Origin of the sequence: Kineococcus indalonis (genome assembly GCF_009906395.1) — a bacterium.
GTDB classification, from domain to species: Bacteria; Actinomycetota; Actinomycetes; order Actinomycetales; family Kineococcaceae; genus Kineococcus; species Kineococcus indalonis.
This window is the reverse complement of the sequence record NZ_JAAALM010000006.1, coordinates 12,472-28,757: the sequence shown is the minus strand read 5'-3', so window position 1 is coordinate 28,757 and position 16,286 is coordinate 12,472. Positions and strand designations below refer to the sequence as shown.

The window sequence follows — 16,286 nt, the reverse complement described above, 5'->3', positions numbered from 1 at the left end:
CCCCGCGGCACCGCACAGCCAGTGGGCCAGCAGGTGGGCGGCGGTCGCGCCGGCGGCGCGGTTGTCCAGCCCGACGTAGGCCGTGCGCGCGCGGCGCGGCAGGTCGGTGACGAGCGCGACGACGGGCACCCCGGCGGCGGTCAGCTCCCCGAGCGCGTCGAGGACCTCCGGCGTCTCGGGCGCCTTGAGCACCACCCCGTCCGAGCCGCGGCGCGCCAGCGCGCGCAGCGCGGCGGCCAGCGGCTGCGTCGAGGCGCCGTGGTGCAGCTGCGAGCGGGCGCGCACCAGCACCGGCCGCAGCGAGGGCAGCGAGGCCTCCAGCGCCGTGCGCACCGCGGCCGAGAACCGCGGCGGCGCCTGCACCAGCAGGTCCACGCGGAACGCGCGGCCGCTGGCGCTCAGCTGCGAGCGCTGGCGCTCCAGCTCCGCCACGGCGCGGTGCACGTCGGCGACGGTGCCGGCGCGCACCCCCGCCCGCCCGTGCAGCACGCGGTCCACCGTGGCCACGCTCAGCCCCGCCTGGGCGGCGATCTCGCGCAGTCGGAAGGGGTGTGCCACGACGGGACAGCGTGAGGTGTTCCTGAGGGGTTTTCAACCCCCGCCGGCGTGCCGGTCGGCCCTAGCGTGGGAGCACGAGCAGCCCGCGACGGCAGAGAGGCCGAGACCGTGACCACCGCACCCGCCGAATCCCGCACCCCCGCCTGGTTCAGCCCCGCCGACTGCGACCTCGACGCGTTCCGCGCGCTCGTGGAGCAGGAGGCGGACCCGGGCGAGCACCCGTCCGCCGACGCCCTCGAGCAGGGCGTGCCCGTGTACGGCGACCGGCTGCGCGAGCGCCTGGACGAGCCCGCCGGGCGCCGGCAGGTGCAGGCCGAGCTGGTGCGCACCCTGGCCGAGGGCCCCGGCATCGCGGTGTTCCGCGGCGCGTTCGAGCAGGACGTCGTCGAGCGCGCGAGCACGGTGTTCCGCGCGCTCATCGCCGAGCAGCGCGCCGCCGGGGTCGGCGGCGGGGACCACTTCGCCACGCCCGGCGCGAACGACCGGGTGTGGGGCGCGCTGGACAAGTTCGCCCTGCGCGATGCGGAGGCGTTCTGCGACTACTACGCCAACGACGTGCTGGCGCTGGTCAGCGAGGCGTGGCTGGGCCCGGGGTACCAGGTCACCTCCCAGGTCAACGTCGTCAACCCCGGCGGCACCGCGCAGCGCGCCCACCGCGACTACCACCTGGGGTTCATGGACCGCGAGCAGGCGCTGGCGTACCCCGCGCACGTGCACGCCCTCTCCCCCGCGCTGACGCTGCAGGGGGCGGTGGCGCACGTGGACATGCCCGTGGAGACCGGGCCGACGCTGTACCTGCCGCACTCGCAGAAGTTCGCCGCCGGCTACGTCGCCTTCCACCAGCCGGAGTTCACCGCCTACTTCGAGGAGCACCGCGTGCAGCTGCCGCTGCGCGCGGGCGACGCGGTGTTCTTCAACCCGGCGCTGTTCCACGGCGCCGGGTCCAACGTGTCCGCCGACGTGTCGCGGATGGCGAACCTGCTGCAGGTGTCCTCGGCGTTCGGGCGGGCGATGGAGGCGGTGGACACCACCGCGATCTCCTCGGCGGTGCTGGGGGTGCTCAGCGCGCGCCGCGCGGCCGGGGCCGGCGAGCGGTGGCTGCGCAACGTCGTGGGGGTGGCCGCCGAGGCGTACGCGTTCCCCACGAACCTCGACCGCGACCAGCCGATCGGCGGTCTGGCGCCCGCCTCGCAGGCCGAGGTGCTGTGGCGGGCGCTCACGCAGGGCTGGGGGCGCGAGCGCCTGGACGCCGAGCTGGCCGCCGGCGAGGAGCGCCGGCGCACCGGCCTGCGCTGAGACGCCCGCGCGCGAGGTTCAGCCGCGGTGCTCGGCGGGCAGCTTGACGGCCAGCACCGGCACGTCGGCCTCCAGGAGCAGCTCCTGCGACAGGCTGCCCAGCACCGCCTTCCCCACCGGCGAGCGGTGGCGCACCCCGATCACCAGGCGCTGCACGGAACCGGCCCGCTCGGCGAGGGCGTGCAGGACGGCCTCCTCGCGCGAGCGGCGCGCGGCGCGCTCGACGACGTGCACGTCGAGCCCCTCCGGCGCGCCGGACAGGTCCAGCGGACCCAGCATCAGGTTCACGGCGACCAGGTCGGTGCCCAGCAGCTGCGCTTCCGCGTACGCCGCGCGCAGGGCGGCGCGGCCCTCGGCGGAGTCGGTGACGGCGACCACGACGGACACGGGGTCCTGCCTCTCCTCGATCGTCGGACGGGTGCCGCGGGGCGCGGTCAGGAGTAGTCCCGGCGGAACTGCGCCTCCAGCTCCTCCAGCGAGCGCCCGCGCGTCTCGGGCACCGAGGTCTTGATGAAGACCAGGGCGGCGATCCCCAGGGCGGCGAAGACGAAGAACGTCGAGGAGATCCCGATGCCGGCGACCAGCTGCGGGAAGGACAGCCCGACGAGGAAGTTGGTGATCCACAGCAGGAACACGGCGATCCCCAGGCCGAAGCCGCGCAGCTTCAGCGGGAAGATCTCCGCGAGCATCAGCCACACGAGCGGGCCGATGGTGCCCTGCATGACGAAGACGAACGCGACGACGAGCACCAGGACCACGTAGGCGCGCACGGCGCCGGCGGGCAGGACGGTGGAGCAGACCCCGACGAGCAGGTGGGCGGTGGTGGTGCCGGCGAAGCCGAACAGCAGCATCTTGCGCCGGTCGACCCGGTTGATCAGGCGCAGGCCGACCAGGACGCCGGCCAGGGAGAACGCGCCGTTGGCCGTGTTCGCGATGAGCGCGCCGTCGGCCGAGAACCCGGCCTCCTGCAGCAGCTGGGTGCCGTAGTACATGATCGAGTTGATGCCGGTGAGCTGCTGGAACACCGCCAGGCCGATGGCGGTGAACAGCACGCGCCGCACCCACCTGGTGCCCAGGTCGGACCAGCCGCCGACGTGGGCCTCCTGCTCCTCCTCGGCCAGGGCGTGGACCTCGGCCAGCTCGGCCTCGGCGCGCTCGGCGCTGCGCACCTGCTCCAGGACCGCCAGGGCCTCGGCGTCACGGCCCTCGGCGACCAGCCAGCGCGGGCTCTCGGGCATGCGCAGCATGCCCACGAACAGCGCGACGGCGGGCAGCGCCGCCACGGCGAGCATGTACCGCCACACGTCCTCGTCCTCGCCCCAGACGTTGCCGATGACGGCGTTGACGACGAACGCGGCGAACTGCCCGGTCACGATCATGACCTCGTTGCGGGTGACGAGTCCGCCGCGGCGCTCGGAGGGGGAGATCTCGGCCAGGTAGACCGGCACCGTCACCGAGGCCCCGCCCACGGCCAGGCCGAGCACGAAGCGGGCCGGCACCAGCACCGCCAGGCTGGGCGCCAGGACGCAGCCGAGGGCGCCGACGAAGAACAGGCCCGCCAGCAGCAGGATGTTGCGCCGGCGGCCCTGGTGGTCCGACAGGCGCCCGCCGACGGCGGCGCCGAGGGCGGCGCCGAGCAGCAGGGTGCTGGTCACCAGGCCCTCGGTGAAGGCGGTCAGGCCGAAGTAGCTCTCCATCGGCTCCAGCGCGCCGTTGATGACGCCGGTGTCGTAGCCGAAGAGCAGACCGCCGAAGGTGGCGACGACCGCGACCCGGCCGAGCCGGCGCGAGTGCGGTCCACGGGTGTCCGGCGGCAGCGCCGGGCGGGTGGTGGCGGTGCCGTGGAGGGGTGAGGCCATGACGAACCCTTCGTGCGTGCTGCGTCGCAGCGTCGATCGGGTCGCGGGGCCGGGGAGGGCGGCGACCGTGCCGCCGCGCCCGGGTCCCCCGTCGAACTCGTGCCCGCGCCGTGCTGCGCCAGCGCCTCGACCGTAGGGACGCCTCCTCGCATATGTCAAGACAACAGGACTTTGCGTGGCCAGTGGGTGGGCCCGGGACGCCGTCGGCCCCCGCGGCGGGGAGCCGCGGGGGCCGACGGGAGGAGCGCCCCGGGGGCGCGCGGCTCAGGCGCCGAAGTGCGCCGGCAGGGTGCCCTCGTGCGCGGTGCGCAGCTCGGCCACGGGCACGGTGAACAGACCCTGCACGTCCAGGGCCGCCTCCTCGCCCTCGGAGCCGGTGTCGGTGACGCCGATGCGCAGGTGCGCCAGGCCGCGCGCGGTGCACATGTCCGTGAAGCGGACCTCCTCCTCGCGCGGCACGGCCACGATCGCCCGGCCGGCGGACTCGGAGAACAGCGCGACGAACGGGTCGACGCCGTCGCGCTCGCACAGCTCGTCCAGCCACACGCGCGCGCCCACGCCGAAGCGCAGCACCGACTCCACCAGCGCCTGCGCCAGACCGCCGTCGGCGAGGTCGTGCGCGGCGTCCACCAGGCCGTCGCGCGAGCAGTTCACCAGGACGTCGGCCAGCAGGGCCTCGTGCTCCAGGTCCACCGCCGGCGGCAGGCCGCCCAGGTGGCCGTGCTCGGCCCACGCCCACTCCGAGCCGCCCAGCTCCTCGCGGGTGGTGCCCAGCAGGTAGACGTTGCGCCCGGCCTCGCGCCACCCGGAGGGGGTGCGCCGGGAGACGTCGTCGAGCACGCCGAGCACGCCGATGACCGGGGTCGGCAGGACCGCCGAGTCCAGGCCGCGGTCGCCGGTCTGGTTGTACAGCGAGACGTTGCCGCCGGTGACGGGCACGCCGAGCTGCTCGCAGCCCTCGGCCAGGCCCCGCACCGCCTCGGCGAACTGCCACATGACGCCGGGGTCCTCCGGGGAGCCGAAGTTCAGGCAGTCGGTGACCGCCAGCGGCCGCGCGCCGGCGGTGGCGACGTTGCGGTACGCCTCCGCCAGGGCGAGCTGGGCGCCGGTGCGCGGGTCCAGCTTGGCGAAGCGGCCGTTGCCGTCCAGGCTCAGGGCCACGCCCAGGCCGGTGGTCTCGTCCACGCGCACCACGCCGGCGTCGTCGGGCGTGGCCAGGGTCGTGTTGCCCAGCACGTAGCGGTCGTACTGGTCGGTGACCCACGCGCGCGAGCACAGGTTCGGGGAGGCGACCATCCGCAGCACGGTGGCGCGCAGCTCCCGCCCGCCGGACGGGCGCGGCAGGCGCCCGGCCGAGGGGGCGTCGGCCTGCAGGGCGTCCTGGGAGGCCGGGCGCGCGTAGGGGCGCTCGTACACCGGGCCCTCGTGGGCCACGGTGCGCGGGGGCACGTCCACGACCGTCTCGCCGTGCCACTGCACCACGAGGTGGTCGCCGTCGGTGACCTCCCCCAGCACGGCGGCCTCGACGTCCCACTTGCGCGCCACGGCCAGGAAGGCGTCCAGGTTGGCCGGGGTGACCACGGCCATCATGCGCTCCTGCGACTCGCTCATGAGGATCTCCTCCGGCGAGAGCGAGGGGTCGCGCAGCGGCACCCGGTCCAGGTGGATCAGCATGCCGCCGTCGCCGGCGCTGGCCAGCTCGCTGGTCGCGCACGACAGCCCCGCGCCGCCGAGGTCCTGGATGCCCTCCACCAGCCCGGCGTGGAACAGCTCCAGGCAGCACTCGATGAGCACCTTCTCCTGGAACGGGTCGCCCACCTGCACCGCGGGGCGCTTGCTGGGGCCGCCGGCCTCGAACGTCTCGCTGGCCAGCACCGACACGCCGCCGATGCCGTCGCCGCCGGTGCGGGCGCCGAAGAGGACCACGAGGTTGCCCGCGCCGCGCGCGTTCGCCAGGTGCAGGTCCTCGTGGCGCAGCGCGCCCACGCACAGGGCGTTGACCAGCGGGTTGCCCTGGTAGGAGGGGTCGAAGACGACCTCGCCGCCGATGTTGGGCAGGCCGATGCAGTTGCCGTAGCCGCCCACGCCGGAGACCACGCCGGGCACCACGCGGGCGGTGTCGGGGTGGTCCACGCGCCCGAAGCGCAGGGAGTCCATCACGGCGATCGGGCGCGCGCCCATCGCCATGATGTCGCGGATGATCCCGCCCACGCCGGTGGCCGCGCCCTGGTACGGCTCGACGAAGCTGGGGTGGTTGTGGCTCTCCACCTTGAAGGTGACGGCCCAGCCCTGCCCGATGTCCACCACGCCGGCGTTCTCGCCGATGCCCACCATCAGGGACTTCTTCATCTCGTCCGTGAGGTGCTCGCCGAAGGTGCGCAGGTGCACCTTGGAGGACTTGTAGGAGCAGTGCTCGCTCCACATCACGGAGTACATCGCCAGCTCGGCGCCGGTGGGGCGCCGGCCCAGGATGTCGCGCACGCGCACGTACTCGTCGGCCTTCAGGCCCAGCTCGGCCCACGGCTGCTCGCGCTCGGGGGTGGCGGCGGCGCGCTCGACGGTGTCCAGCGCCCCCGCGGTGCGCGCGCCCTGCGCGGTCGGGGCGCTCACGCGCCCACCGCCGCCAGGCCGGCGCCCAGCACGGAGGCGAACAGCCCCAGCCCGTCGGTGCCCGGGCCGTAGCCCTCCTCCACCGCGTGCTCCGGGTGCGGCATGAGGCCCACCACGTTGCCGCGCTCGTTGGCGATGCCGGCGATGCCGCGCAGCGAGCCGTTGGGGTTGGCGCCCAGGTAGCGGAAGACCACGCGGCCCTCGCCCTCCAGGCGGTCCAGCGTCTCGTCGTCGGCCACGAAGCCGCCCTCGCCGTTCTTCAACGGCACGGTGATCTCCGCCCCGGCCGCGAAGGCCGACGTCCACGCCGTCGCGGTGGACTCCACCCGCAGGCGCTGGTCCTTGCAGACGAACTTCTGGTGGTCGTTGCGCACCAGGGCGCCGGGCAGCAGGTGCGACTCGCACAGCACCTGGAAGCCGTTGCAGATGCCCAGCACGGGCAGGCCGCGCCGCGCGCCGGCGACGACCTCGCCCATGATGGGCGCGAAGGAGGCGATGGCCCCGCAGCGCAGGTAGTCGCCGTAGGAGAAGCCCCCCGGCAGGACGACCGCGTCGACCCCGCGCAGGTCCGCGTCGGCGTGCCACAGCGCGACCGGCTCGGCGCCGGCCAGGCGCACCGCGCGGCGGGCGTCGCCGTCGTCCAGGGAACCGGGGAAGGTGACGACGCCGATCCTCACGCGGGCACCTCCTCCGCGGCGCGGACGGAGACGACGTCCTCGATGACCGGGTTCGACAGGAGCGTCGAGGCGGCCGCCCGGGCCTGCTCGAGGACCTCCGGGGTGACCTCCCCGTCGACCTCCAGCTCGAACCGCTTGCCCTGGCGGACACCGGTGAAGGCGTCGAAGCCCAGGCGCGGCAGGGCGCCGACGACGGCCTTGCCCTGCGGGTCGAGGATCTCGGGTTTCGGCATGACGTCGATGACGACGCGGCCCATGCGCGGCGCTCCTTCGTGGGCGGTGGCCCAGCAGTGGGAGGGGATCTCAGCAGGGCTCAGGCTACCGCCCGCGCGGGCGCCGCCCGTCCCGCCGGCGCCCGCCGCTCAAGGCGCCCGCCGCACCTGCCGACGTCGGGGTGCGGGCCGCGAGCGGGGCGGCCCCGCGTGCGGGCCGCGAGCGGACGGCCCGCGGGGAGGAGCGGCACGTGCGGCGCACGGGTGTGCGGGGAGGGCGCGGTCGGCCCGCCCCCTCCACGGTCGTGGACGTGGCCGTCCTGCTCGCCGGCCTGGCCGTGCTGGCCGGCGCCGCCGCATGGTGGCGCGCCGACGGCGCCGACCCGCGGCTGTGGCAGCTGCTGCCCGCGTGCGTGCCCGTCGGCTACGTCCTGACCCGCTTCCCGCTGACGGTCTCCTCCGGCTCGGTGGGCCTGTCGGTGCCGTGCGGGCCGCTGCTGCTGGCGTACCTGCTCACCGCGGACCCGCCCGGCACGGCGCTGCTGGCGTGGGCGGTGACGGCCCTGGTGGCCTACCTGCTGGACGCGCGGCGCTGGACCAGCCGCGTCTTCAACGCCGGCTCCTCGATCGTCTCGGCCCTGGCCGCCACGCTGGTGGTGCAGGCGCTGCGCGCCCCGGACCCCACCAGCCCGCGGCAGCTGCTGGTGGCGCTGGCGGGCGCGGCGACCTACTACCTGGTGGACCTGCTGCTGTCGGTGGCCACCCTGGCCGCGGAGTCCCCCGCGGTGGCGCTGCGCGAGCTGCGCGGGCCGGGCACCGTCGTCGGCGGCGGCGTCTTCCTGCTCGTGTCGACGCTGGGGTACCTCGGCGGGGTGGTGGACCTGCGGCTGCCGGACTGGATGACGCTGCTGCTGCTGGTGCCCGCCGTCGCCGTCGTGGTGGCGGCCTGGTCCTCCCGCGAGGTCGAGCACCGCCGCACCCAGCAGCACGAGCTGTTCCGCGCCTCGGTGGAGGTGCTGGGCGCCGGCGACCCGGAGCAGCTGCTGGCGGCGCTGCAGCGCCACGGCTCGGCCGTCGTCTCCAGCGGCCGCCTGCGGGTGGCCGACGCGCCCCCCGGGCCCGGCGAGCTGGGCTTCGCGCTGCCGGTGGAGGAGGGCGCCGCGACGCCGGAGGGCGCCGCGACCCGCCCGCGCTGGCTGGTGACGACCCGCTCGCCCGAGGCCTCGCTGCTGCGCTACGACCAGGCCGCGCTGGAGTCGCTGGGCTCCCTGGGCGCGGCGGCGCTGCTGCGGGTGCGCCTGACGGAGCAGGCGGCGCGGCACGCGCTGCTGGACCACCTCACGGGCCTGGCCAACCGGCGCGCCTTCACCGCCCGCCTGGAGGCGGCGCTGGCCGGCGGGGAGCCGCTGGGGGTGCTGTTCGTGGACCTCGACGGCTTCAAGGCCGTCAACGACACCCTGGGCCACGCCGCCGGCGACGAGCTGCTGGGGCAGGTCGGCGAGCGCCTGCGCCGGGTCGCGGGCGAGGGGTCGCTGCCGGCGCGCCTGGGCGGCGACGAGTTCGCCGTGCTCGTGCCCGACACCGTGCCCGGCTCCGTCGAGGACGTGTGCGACCGCGTGGTGGCGGCGCTGGAGGACCCCTTCGTGCTGGTGGCCGGGCCGGCGTCGGTGGCGGCCAGCGTGGGCGCCACGACCTCCGGGCCCGGCGACGACGCGGACGCGATGCTCTCGCGCGCCGACGCCGCCATGTACGAGGCCAAGCGCTCCGGCGGCTCGCGCAGCGTCGTGGCGCACCGGGTGGGCTGAGCCACCGGGCGCACCGGGCGCACCGGGCGCACCGGGCCGGGGGCCCGCTCAGGCGCCGTCCAGCTCCCCGAGCGCCTCGTGGGCGCGCGCGACCGCGGCGACGCGCTCGCGACCGCCGCGCCCGCAGCGGGCCAGCACCGCCTCGGCGAGCACGGCGGCCACCGCCATGGGCGCGGCGTAGCTGTCGAAGGCGCCGGGACCGCCCAGGGGCACCTCCAGGCGGTGGCGCACCAGGCCGTGCAGCGCGCGGGCCCCGGGGTCGGCCAGCAGCACGCACGGCACCTCCAGCGCCGCGGCGGCCCGCAGCAGCTCGCCGACGGCCGGGGTGCGCCGGCGGAAGGCCACCACCACGAGGACGTCGCGCTCGCCGAGCGCGGCGACCTCCTCGGCCACCGTCTGCCCCGGCTGCGGGGCCAGGCCCACGTCGGCGCGCGCCTGCAGGAGCTGCTCGCGCAGGTGCAGCGCGACCGGGTAGCTGTTGCGCCAGCCGACCACCAGGACGCGGCGGGCGGCGGCCACGAGCGCGGCGACCTCGGCGACGGTGCCGCCGGCCAGCGCGAGCGCCAGGGCGTCCAGGGCGCGGCGCTCGTGCTCCAGGTGCGCGGCGAGCGGGTCGCCGCCGGGCAGGCCGCCCACGGGCGCGCCGCGGGTGCGGGCCCGGTCCCGGGCGTGCGCGCGGGCCTGGGCGAAGGTCTCGAAGCCCAGCCTGCGGAAGAACCTGCTGACGGTGGCCTTGGAGGTCCCCGACGCCTCGGCCAGCTCCGCGCCGCTGTAGCCGGGGACCTCCGCGAGGTGGTCCAGGACGAAGTCGGCGACCCGGCGCTCGCCGGGGCCCAGCTCGCCGTAGACCTGCGCCACGCGCTCGGGCAGGCCGGCGCTCACGGGCGCGGCGGCGCCGCGCGGCGCGCGGCCACGTCCAGCACCGCGGCCTCGAGGGCGTCCACGCCGGCGGCGACGTCGGCGGCGGTGACGGCCTCCCCCGGCGCGTGGCTGATGCCGTCCTCGCAGCGCACGAACAGCATCGCCACCGGCGTGATCGCGGCCAGGGCCATGGCGTCGTGGCCGGCGCGGCTCCACAGCCGCGGCGGCGCGGCGTCGCCGGTGGCGGCGGCGATGCCCGCCGCGATCGAGGCGGACAGGGCGGGCTCGCAGGTCACGCCGGGCGCGGCGTGGGTCTCGACGAGCTCGAACGCGGTGCCGCGGGCGCGGCAGGTGCGCTCGCCGTGCCGCGCGATGCGCTCGACGAGCTCGTCGCGCAGCGCGTCGTGCTCGGCGCGCACGTCGAGGGTGAGCTCGACCAGGCCGGGCACGACGTTCACCCCGCCGGGGAAGGCCTGCAGCCGCCCGACGGTGGCGATGCCGCCGAGCTCGACGGCCAGGCGCTCCACGGCCAGCACCACCTCGGCGGCGGCCACGAGGGCGTCGCGCCGCCTGGGGTAGGGGGTGCCGCCGGCGTGCCGGGCCTCGCCGGTGACGCGGCCGGTGAACCGGCGCGCGCCGGCGATGGAGGTGACCACGCCGAGCGCGCGGTCGGCGGCCTCCAGGTGCGGGCCCTGCTCGATGTGCAGCTCCAGGTAGCCCACGAGCTCCTCGGGGCGGCGGGCGGCCTCGCCCACGCGAGCGGGCTCCAGCCCGAAGGCGAGCGCGGCCTCGCGCACGGTCACCCCGTCGGCGTCGGCGCGCTCCCACCAGTCCTCGTCCCACTGCCCGGCCACGGCCCTGCTGCCGGTCAGGGCGGTGGCGAAGCGGGTGCCCTCCTCGTCGGAGAAGGCCACGACCTCCAGCGCGAACGGCAGCTGCCCGGCGCGCCCGCGCAGCCGCTCGGCGACCTCGACCGCGCTGAGGACGCCGAGCACCCCGTCGTAGCGCCCGGCGTCGGCGACGGTGTCCAGGTGCGAGCCGAGCACGAGGGCGGGCAGGCCGGGTTCGCGGCCCTCCAGCCGGCCCCAGAGGTTGCCCGCCGCGTCGCGCCGGGTGCCCAGGCCGGCCCGTCCCATCCAGCCGGCGGCCAGCTCGTCGGCGCGCGCGTGCTCGGGCGTCAGGTGGGTGCGCTCGATGCCGTGGGGGCTGGCGGAGACCGCGGCGAGCTCGTCGCAGCGCGCCAGGACGCGCGCTGCGCCGGTGCGGGCGGGCGCGGGGGCGCTCACGCGCCCTCCCCCGCCCCCGTCGCCGCGCCGGCCGTCGCGTAGACCCCCTGCGCCGCGGCGGTGCCGCCGCCGGGCTCGACCGGGGCGCCGTGCCGGCGCAGCACCTGCTCCAGGGCGGCCAGGGTGAGCAGCACGGCGTCCTTGCGGGCGTTGTGGCCCATGGTGCCGATGCGCCACACGCGCCCGGCCAGCGGGCCGAAGGAGGTGCCGATCTCGACGCCGTAGTCGTGCAGCAGCTCGGCGCGCACGTCCTCGCCGCGCACGCCGTCGGGGACCTCCACGGCCACGACGTTGTGCATCTTGTGCGCGACGTCGCCGAACACCCGCAGGCCCAGGCCCCGCACGCCGGCGAGGACCGCCTCCCCGTGCAGGCGGTGCCGGGCGACGGAGGCCTCCAGGCCCTCCTCCAGCAGCAGGCGGGCGCACTCGCGCGCGCCGTACAGCATGGTGGTGGCCTCGGTGTGGTGGTTCAGCCGCTGCGGGCCCCAGTAGTCCAGGACCATGCCCAGGTCGAAGTAGTTGGAGCGGATGCGCGCGGCGGCGGGGGCGGCGCCCGCGGTGCCGGGGTCGGCGCGCAGGCCCGCCTCGACGCTGCTGCGCGAGCGGACCACCTCCACCGCGCGCGGGGAGAGGCTGACGGGCGCGCTGCCGGAGGGCCCGCCCAGGCACTTCTGCAGCCCGGCGGTGGCGGCGTCGACCTGCCAGGCGTCCATCTCGAAGGCGTTGCCGCCCAGGGAGGCGGTGACGTCGACGTAGAGCATCGCGCCGTGGCGGTGGCAGACCTCCCCGACGCCCTCCAGCGGCTGGTTCATCGTCGTGGAGGTGTCGCCCTGCACGAGGGCGACGAGCTTCGGGCGCACCGCGCGCACGGCCTCCTCGATCGCCTCGAGGCCGAACACCTCGCCCCAGGGCACCTCCACCACGTGGACCTCGGCGCCGCAGCGCTCGGCGATCTCGCGCAGCAGGTGCCCGAAGCGGCCGAAGACCGGCACCAGCACGCGGTCGCCGGGGGTGAGCAGGGAGACCAGGGCGGCCTCGATGCCGGCGCGGGAGGTGCCGTCGACCAGGACGGTGGCCTCGTTGCGGGTGCGGAACACCTCCCGGTACAGCGCGCTCGTCTCGTCCATGTAGGCGGTCATGGCGGGGTCGTACTGGCCCACGAGCTGCGCGGACATCGCGCGCAGCACGCGCGGGTCGGCGTTGACGGGCCCGGGCCCCATGAGCAGGCGGGGCGGCGGCGCGACCGGGGCGCCCACGGACGTGCGACGGATCACCTGTTCCACGTGGACCATCGTATGCAACGATCGTTCCAGGACACCAGCCTGCGAGGAGGACCCGTGAGCGTGGCGGAGCGGCGACCGGCCGGAGCCGGGGGCGCGGGCACCGGCGGCGCCTGGCGGGTGCCGGGCGGGGACGGCGGGGCGCTGCCGGCCGGCTCCGGCACCGGCCCGCTGCGCGGGGTGCGCGTGGCGGTGAAGGACAACGTCGCCGTCGCCGGGCAGCGGGTGGGCGCCGGGGTGCCCGCGTGGCTGGCCGGCGCCCCCGTGGAGGCGGCCAGCGCCCCGGTGCTGCAGGCGCTGCTGGACGCGGGCGCGCACGTGCGCGGCATCGCGCACACCGACGAGCTGGCCTTCTCCCTCACGGGCGTCAACGCCCACCACGGCACCCCGCCCAACCCCGCCGCGCCCGGCCGCGTGCCGGGCGGGTCCACCTCCGGGCCGGCCAGCGCCGTGGCCGCCGGGGAGGCGGACCTGGGGCTGGGCACGGACACCGCGGGGTCGCTGCGGGTGCCCGGCTCGTTCTGCGGCCTGCACGCCTGGCGCCCCACCCACGGCGTCGTGCCGCTGGCCGGGGTGCTGCCGCTGGCGCCCTCGTTCGACACCGCCGGCCTGCTGGCCCGCGACGCCGCGCTGCTGGCCCGGGCCGCCGGGGTGCTGCTGCCGCCGGCTGCGCAGCAGCGGCCGGCGGCGCTGCTGCGCAGCCGGCGCCTGCTGGGGCTGGCCGAGCCGGCCACGGCCCGGGCGGTGCGGGGGGCGCTCGACGCGCTGGCGGCGCGGCTGGACGTGCCGGTGCGCGACCTGGAGGACGGCCCCGCCGGCGGGGCCACCGCCGACTTCACCGCCGGGGAGGTGGAGGCGTGGACGACGGCGTTCCGCACCGTGCAGGCCGCCGAGGCGTGGGAGCGGCACGGCGGTTTCGTGCAGGCGCACCCCGGGGCGCTGTCGGCGCCGGTGGAAGCGCGCTTCCGCGCCGGGCGCGACGTGAGCGGCGCGCAGCTGGCGGCGGCGCGCGCGGTGGTGGCGCGCACCCGCGCCCGCCTGGACGCGGTGCTGGGGGGCGGGTGGCTGTGCCTGCCGAGCACCGCCACCCCCGCGCCGCCCGCGGGTTCCACGGCCGAGGGCTTCGAGGCCGCGCGCGCGGGCACGCTGCGCCTGAGCACCCTGGCCTCCCAGGCGGGGGTGCCCGCGCTGGGGCTGCCGGGGGCCCGCGCCGAGGGCCTGCCGGTGGGCCTGTGCGTGCTGGCCCCGCGCGGGCAGGACCGCTCGCTGCTGGGGCTGCTGGGCGAGGGGGCGCCGCCGGGGGGCTGAGGTCCCCCGCGGCGGCGCGCGCTCAGTTCTGCGCGGCGGGCTCCAGCTCGCCGGTGCCCGAGCGCGGGGCGCCGATGCGCGCGACCGGCACCGCGTCCGGCACCGCGTCCGGCACCGCGTCCGGGTCGGGCACGACCACGAGGCGCCAGTCGCGCGAGGTGCCCGAGACGAGCTCGGCGGTGGTCTGCCCGCCGCTGGTGCGCACCTCGAACACGGCCGGTTCCGCGCCGCCGGGCGCGGGCACGCTCACGCGGCGCACGTCGCCGTCGGAGGGCGCGAACACCCGCAGCTCCACCCCGTCGTTCCAGGCGTACTCGGGGCCGTCGTCGTGGGCGCCGACCGGCACGACGGCACCGGGGCGCGCCAGCAGCGGCACCTCGTCGACGGGCACCGTGCGCCGCACCCAGCGGCCGCCGCGGACCCGCCGGCCGGTGGCGAACTCCGTCCACTGCCCCTCGGGCAGGTAGTAGCTCACCTCGCCGTCGGCGGCGAACACCGGTGCCACGAGCAGGTCGGGGCCGAGCAGGTACTGCCGGTCGCACACGACGGCGGCGGGGTCGTCTGGGAACTCCAGCACCATCGGGCGCATGACCGGCACGCCGGTGGTGGCGGCCTCCTCGGCCGCGGCGAGCAGGTACGGCACCAGCCGCATCTTCTGCCGGGTGAAGGTGCGCACGACGTCCACGGACTCCTCGTCGACCAGCCACGGCACCCGGTAGGAGCCGGAGCCGTGCAGCCGCGAGTGCGAGGACAGCAGCCCGAACGCGGCCCAGCGCTTGAACACGTCCGGGTCGGGCGAGCCCTCGAAACCGCCGATGTCGTGGCTCCAGTGCGCGAACCCGGACAGCGCCAGCGACAGCCCGCCGCGCAGCGACTCGGCCATGGCCGGGAACGTGGACTCGCAGTCGCCGCCCCAGTGCACGGGGAACTGCTGCCCGCCGGCGGTGGCGGCGCGGGCGAAGACGACGGCCTCGCCCTCGCCGCGGCGGCGGCGCAGCACCTCGAAGACCGCGGCGTTGTAGAGCTGGGCGTACTGGTTGTGCATGAACTCCGGGTCGGAGCCGTCGTGCCAGACGACGTCGGTGGGGATGCGCTCGCCGAAGTCGGTCTTGAAGGCGTCCACGCCCGCGTCGAGCAGCGCCTCCAGCTTCGACTGGAACCAGGCGGTGGCGGCGGGGCTGGTGAAGTCCACCAGCGCCATCCCGGCCTGCCACATGTCCCACTGCCACACGCCGCCGTCGGGCCGGCGCACCAGGTGCCCCAGGCGCGCGCCCTCGTCGAACAGGTGCGAGCGCTGGGCGACGTAGGGGTTGATCCACAGGCTGGTGCGCAGGCCGCGCTCCTTCAGCCGGGCGAGCATCCCCTCGGGGTCGGGGAACGTGGCGGGGTCCCACACGAAGTCGCACCAGTGGTAGGCGCGCATCCAGAAGCAGTCGAAGTGGAACACCGACAGCGGGATGTCCCGCTCGGCCATGCCCTGCACGAAGGAGGTGACGGTGGCCTCGTCGTAGTCGGTGGTGAACGAGGTCGACAACCACAGGCCCAGCGACCACGCCGGCACGCGGGGGGCGCGGCCGGTGAGGGCGGTGTAGCGGCGCAGCACGTCCTTGGGGCTGGGGCCGTGGATGACGTAGTACGTCAGCTCCTGGCCCTCGACGGAGAACTGGTTGCGCGAGACGGCCTCGGAACCCATCTCGAAGGAGACCAGACCGGGGTGGTCGACGAAGACGCCGTAGCCGGCGTCGGTGAGGTAGAAGGGGACGTTCTTGTAGGCCTGCTCGCTGCTGGTGCCGCCGTCGGCGTTCCACACGTCGACCGACTGGCCGTTCTTGACGAAAGCCCCGAACCGCTCCCCCAGCCCGAAGGAGTGCTCCCCGACGGCCTGCTCGAGCTGCTCGTGCACGAAGGTGCGGCCCTGCTCGTCGGTGACGACGCCGAGGCTGCGGTCCGCGGAGCCGGTCAGGCGGCGCCCGCCGGCGAGGAAGTCCAGCGCCCAGGAGCCGTCGCGGCGCACGCGGGCGGTGAGGCCGCCGGAGGTCAGGCGGGCCTCGTGCTCGTCGACGGCGGTGACGACGTCGGTGGGTTCGTGCTGCAGGGCGAAGCGCGGGCCGCGCTCGACGCCGCCGCGGAAGTGCTCGACCGTCACGCCGATGACGTCGGGCGCCGGCGAGGTGAGCGTGACGGTGATGAGGGCCTGGTTCAGGGTGTCGCCGCGCCCGTCGCCGGGGCGGGTGCGCGCGAACACGCGCAGCGCGTCGCCGAGGTCCTCCACGTCGTCGACGGCGCGCGCCCGCAGGGCCTGCAGCCCGGGACGCAGCAGCCAGTACCCGTCGGTGAACTTCACGGGGTCTCCTCCACGGGGTCGGGGTGGTCGCGCAGCGGTTCCGGGCTCGTGCAGCGGTTCCCGGGTCGGGGACGACCGGGTTCCCGGGCCGTGCCCGCCGTCGCCGGGAGGGTTCCCCCGTCCCGGGCCGACCGCAGTGTCGAAGCGCTTCAACAAACGTAGTCACCCGGACCCCCCGTGTCCAGGCCCG

The 16,286-nt window shown here is 76.6% G+C and carries 13 protein-coding genes; 3 read left to right on the top strand and 10 right to left on the bottom strand.

Features of this window, described 5'->3' with window-relative positions; genetic code table 11:
• A partial coding sequence (locus GTR00_RS00845) for a LacI family DNA-binding transcriptional regulator (protein ID WP_166609772.1) occupies positions 1–558 on the bottom strand: 558 nt, incomplete at its 3' end.
• 108 nt (positions 559–666) lie between these two features.
• Between GTR00_RS00845 and GTR00_RS00840 the strand changes: the two genes are divergently transcribed.
• Entirely contained in the window at positions 667–1,854 is a 1,188-nt protein-coding gene (locus GTR00_RS00840) for a phytanoyl-CoA dioxygenase family protein (RefSeq protein WP_166609771.1), read from the top strand.
• Positions 1,855–1,872: 18 nt separating this feature from the next.
• Here GTR00_RS00840 and GTR00_RS00835 read toward each other — a convergent pair whose 3' ends face one another.
• From GTR00_RS00835 to purS, 5 genes are all read right to left on the bottom strand, one after another.
• On the bottom strand, positions 1,873–2,241 hold the full coding sequence (locus GTR00_RS00835) for a universal stress protein (RefSeq protein ID WP_166609770.1): 369 nt from the start codon (positions 2,239–2,241) through the stop codon (positions 1,873–1,875).
• Between the two features lie 47 nt (positions 2,242–2,288).
• A complete protein-coding gene (locus GTR00_RS00830) occupies positions 2,289–3,713 on the bottom strand; it encodes a sugar porter family MFS transporter (RefSeq protein WP_166609769.1) in 1,425 nt (474 codons plus the stop codon).
• A 264-nt stretch (positions 3,714–3,977) separates the two neighbouring features.
• Positions 3,978–6,323 carry a phosphoribosylformylglycinamidine synthase subunit PurL gene (purL, locus tag GTR00_RS00825; RefSeq protein ID WP_323132115.1) on the bottom strand — a complete coding sequence of 782 codons (2,346 nt, stop codon included), beginning with the start codon at positions 6,321–6,323 and terminating at the stop codon, positions 3,978–3,980.
• Complete coding sequence (gene purQ, locus GTR00_RS00820) at positions 6,320–7,000, bottom strand: phosphoribosylformylglycinamidine synthase subunit PurQ (RefSeq protein ID WP_166609768.1); 681 nt, start codon at positions 6,998–7,000, stop codon at positions 6,320–6,322. Before purQ ends, purL begins: the two co-directional genes overlap by 4 nt.
• The gene (gene purS, locus GTR00_RS00815; protein ID WP_166609767.1) at positions 6,997–7,257 is read right to left on the bottom strand and encodes a phosphoribosylformylglycinamidine synthase subunit PurS; all 261 of its coding nucleotides are present in this window, start codon (positions 7,255–7,257) and stop codon (positions 6,997–6,999) included. The genes purQ and purS overlap by 4 nt, the downstream gene beginning before the upstream one ends.
• Positions 7,258–7,463: 206 nt before the next feature.
• Between purS and GTR00_RS25345 the strand changes: the two genes are divergently transcribed.
• Positions 7,464–9,017, top strand: coding sequence for a diguanylate cyclase domain-containing protein (locus GTR00_RS25345; RefSeq protein ID WP_166609766.1), 1,554 nt, complete (start codon positions 7,464–7,466; stop codon positions 9,015–9,017).
• A 48-nt stretch (positions 9,018–9,065) separates the two neighbouring features.
• On the opposite strand, the gene GTR00_RS00805 is transcribed toward GTR00_RS25345, so the two are convergent.
• The 3 genes from GTR00_RS00805 to GTR00_RS00795 are packed head-to-tail and all read right to left on the bottom strand — an operon-like array spanning position 9,066 to position 12,456.
• Complete coding sequence (locus tag GTR00_RS00805; protein WP_166609765.1) at positions 9,066–9,899, bottom strand: MurR/RpiR family transcriptional regulator; 834 nt, start codon at positions 9,897–9,899, stop codon at positions 9,066–9,068.
• Positions 9,896–11,164: an allantoate amidohydrolase gene (locus GTR00_RS00800; RefSeq protein ID WP_166609764.1), complete on the bottom strand. Its 1,269-nt coding sequence runs from the start codon at positions 11,162–11,164 to the stop codon at positions 9,896–9,898. The genes GTR00_RS00805 and GTR00_RS00800 overlap by 4 nt, the downstream gene beginning before the upstream one ends.
• Positions 11,161–12,456 carry a pyridoxal-phosphate-dependent aminotransferase family protein gene (locus GTR00_RS00795; RefSeq protein ID WP_166609763.1) on the bottom strand — a complete coding sequence of 432 codons (1,296 nt, stop codon included), beginning with the start codon at positions 12,454–12,456 and terminating at the stop codon, positions 11,161–11,163. The genes GTR00_RS00800 and GTR00_RS00795 overlap by 4 nt, the downstream gene beginning before the upstream one ends.
• A 45-nt stretch (positions 12,457–12,501) precedes the next feature.
• Here GTR00_RS00795 and GTR00_RS00790 point away from each other — a divergent pair, with 45 nt between their 5' ends.
• Complete coding sequence (locus GTR00_RS00790; protein ID WP_205704763.1) at positions 12,502–13,752, top strand: amidase family protein; 1,251 nt, start codon at positions 12,502–12,504, stop codon at positions 13,750–13,752.
• A gap of 22 nt (positions 13,753–13,774) precedes the next feature.
• Here the strand turns inward: GTR00_RS00790 and yicI are convergent, their stop codons facing one another.
• A complete protein-coding gene (gene yicI, locus GTR00_RS00785; RefSeq protein WP_166609761.1) occupies positions 13,775–16,096 on the bottom strand; it encodes an alpha-xylosidase in 2,322 nt (773 codons plus the stop codon).
• Positions 16,097–16,286: the final 190 nt, after the last annotated feature.

Excerpts from the sequence above, each read along its gene's own strand:
- GTR00_RS00830 (WP_166609769.1), bottom strand. The coding sequence starts at position 3,713 with ATGGCCTCACCCCTCCACGGCACCGCCACCACCCGCCCGGCGCTGCCG.
- purS (WP_166609767.1), bottom strand. The coding sequence starts at position 7,257 with ATGGGCCGCGTCGTCATCGACGTCATGCCGAAACCCGAGATCCTCGAC.
- GTR00_RS00795 (WP_166609763.1), bottom strand. The coding sequence starts at position 12,456 with ATGGTCCACGTGGAACAGGTGATCCGTCGCACGTCCGTGGGCGCCCCG.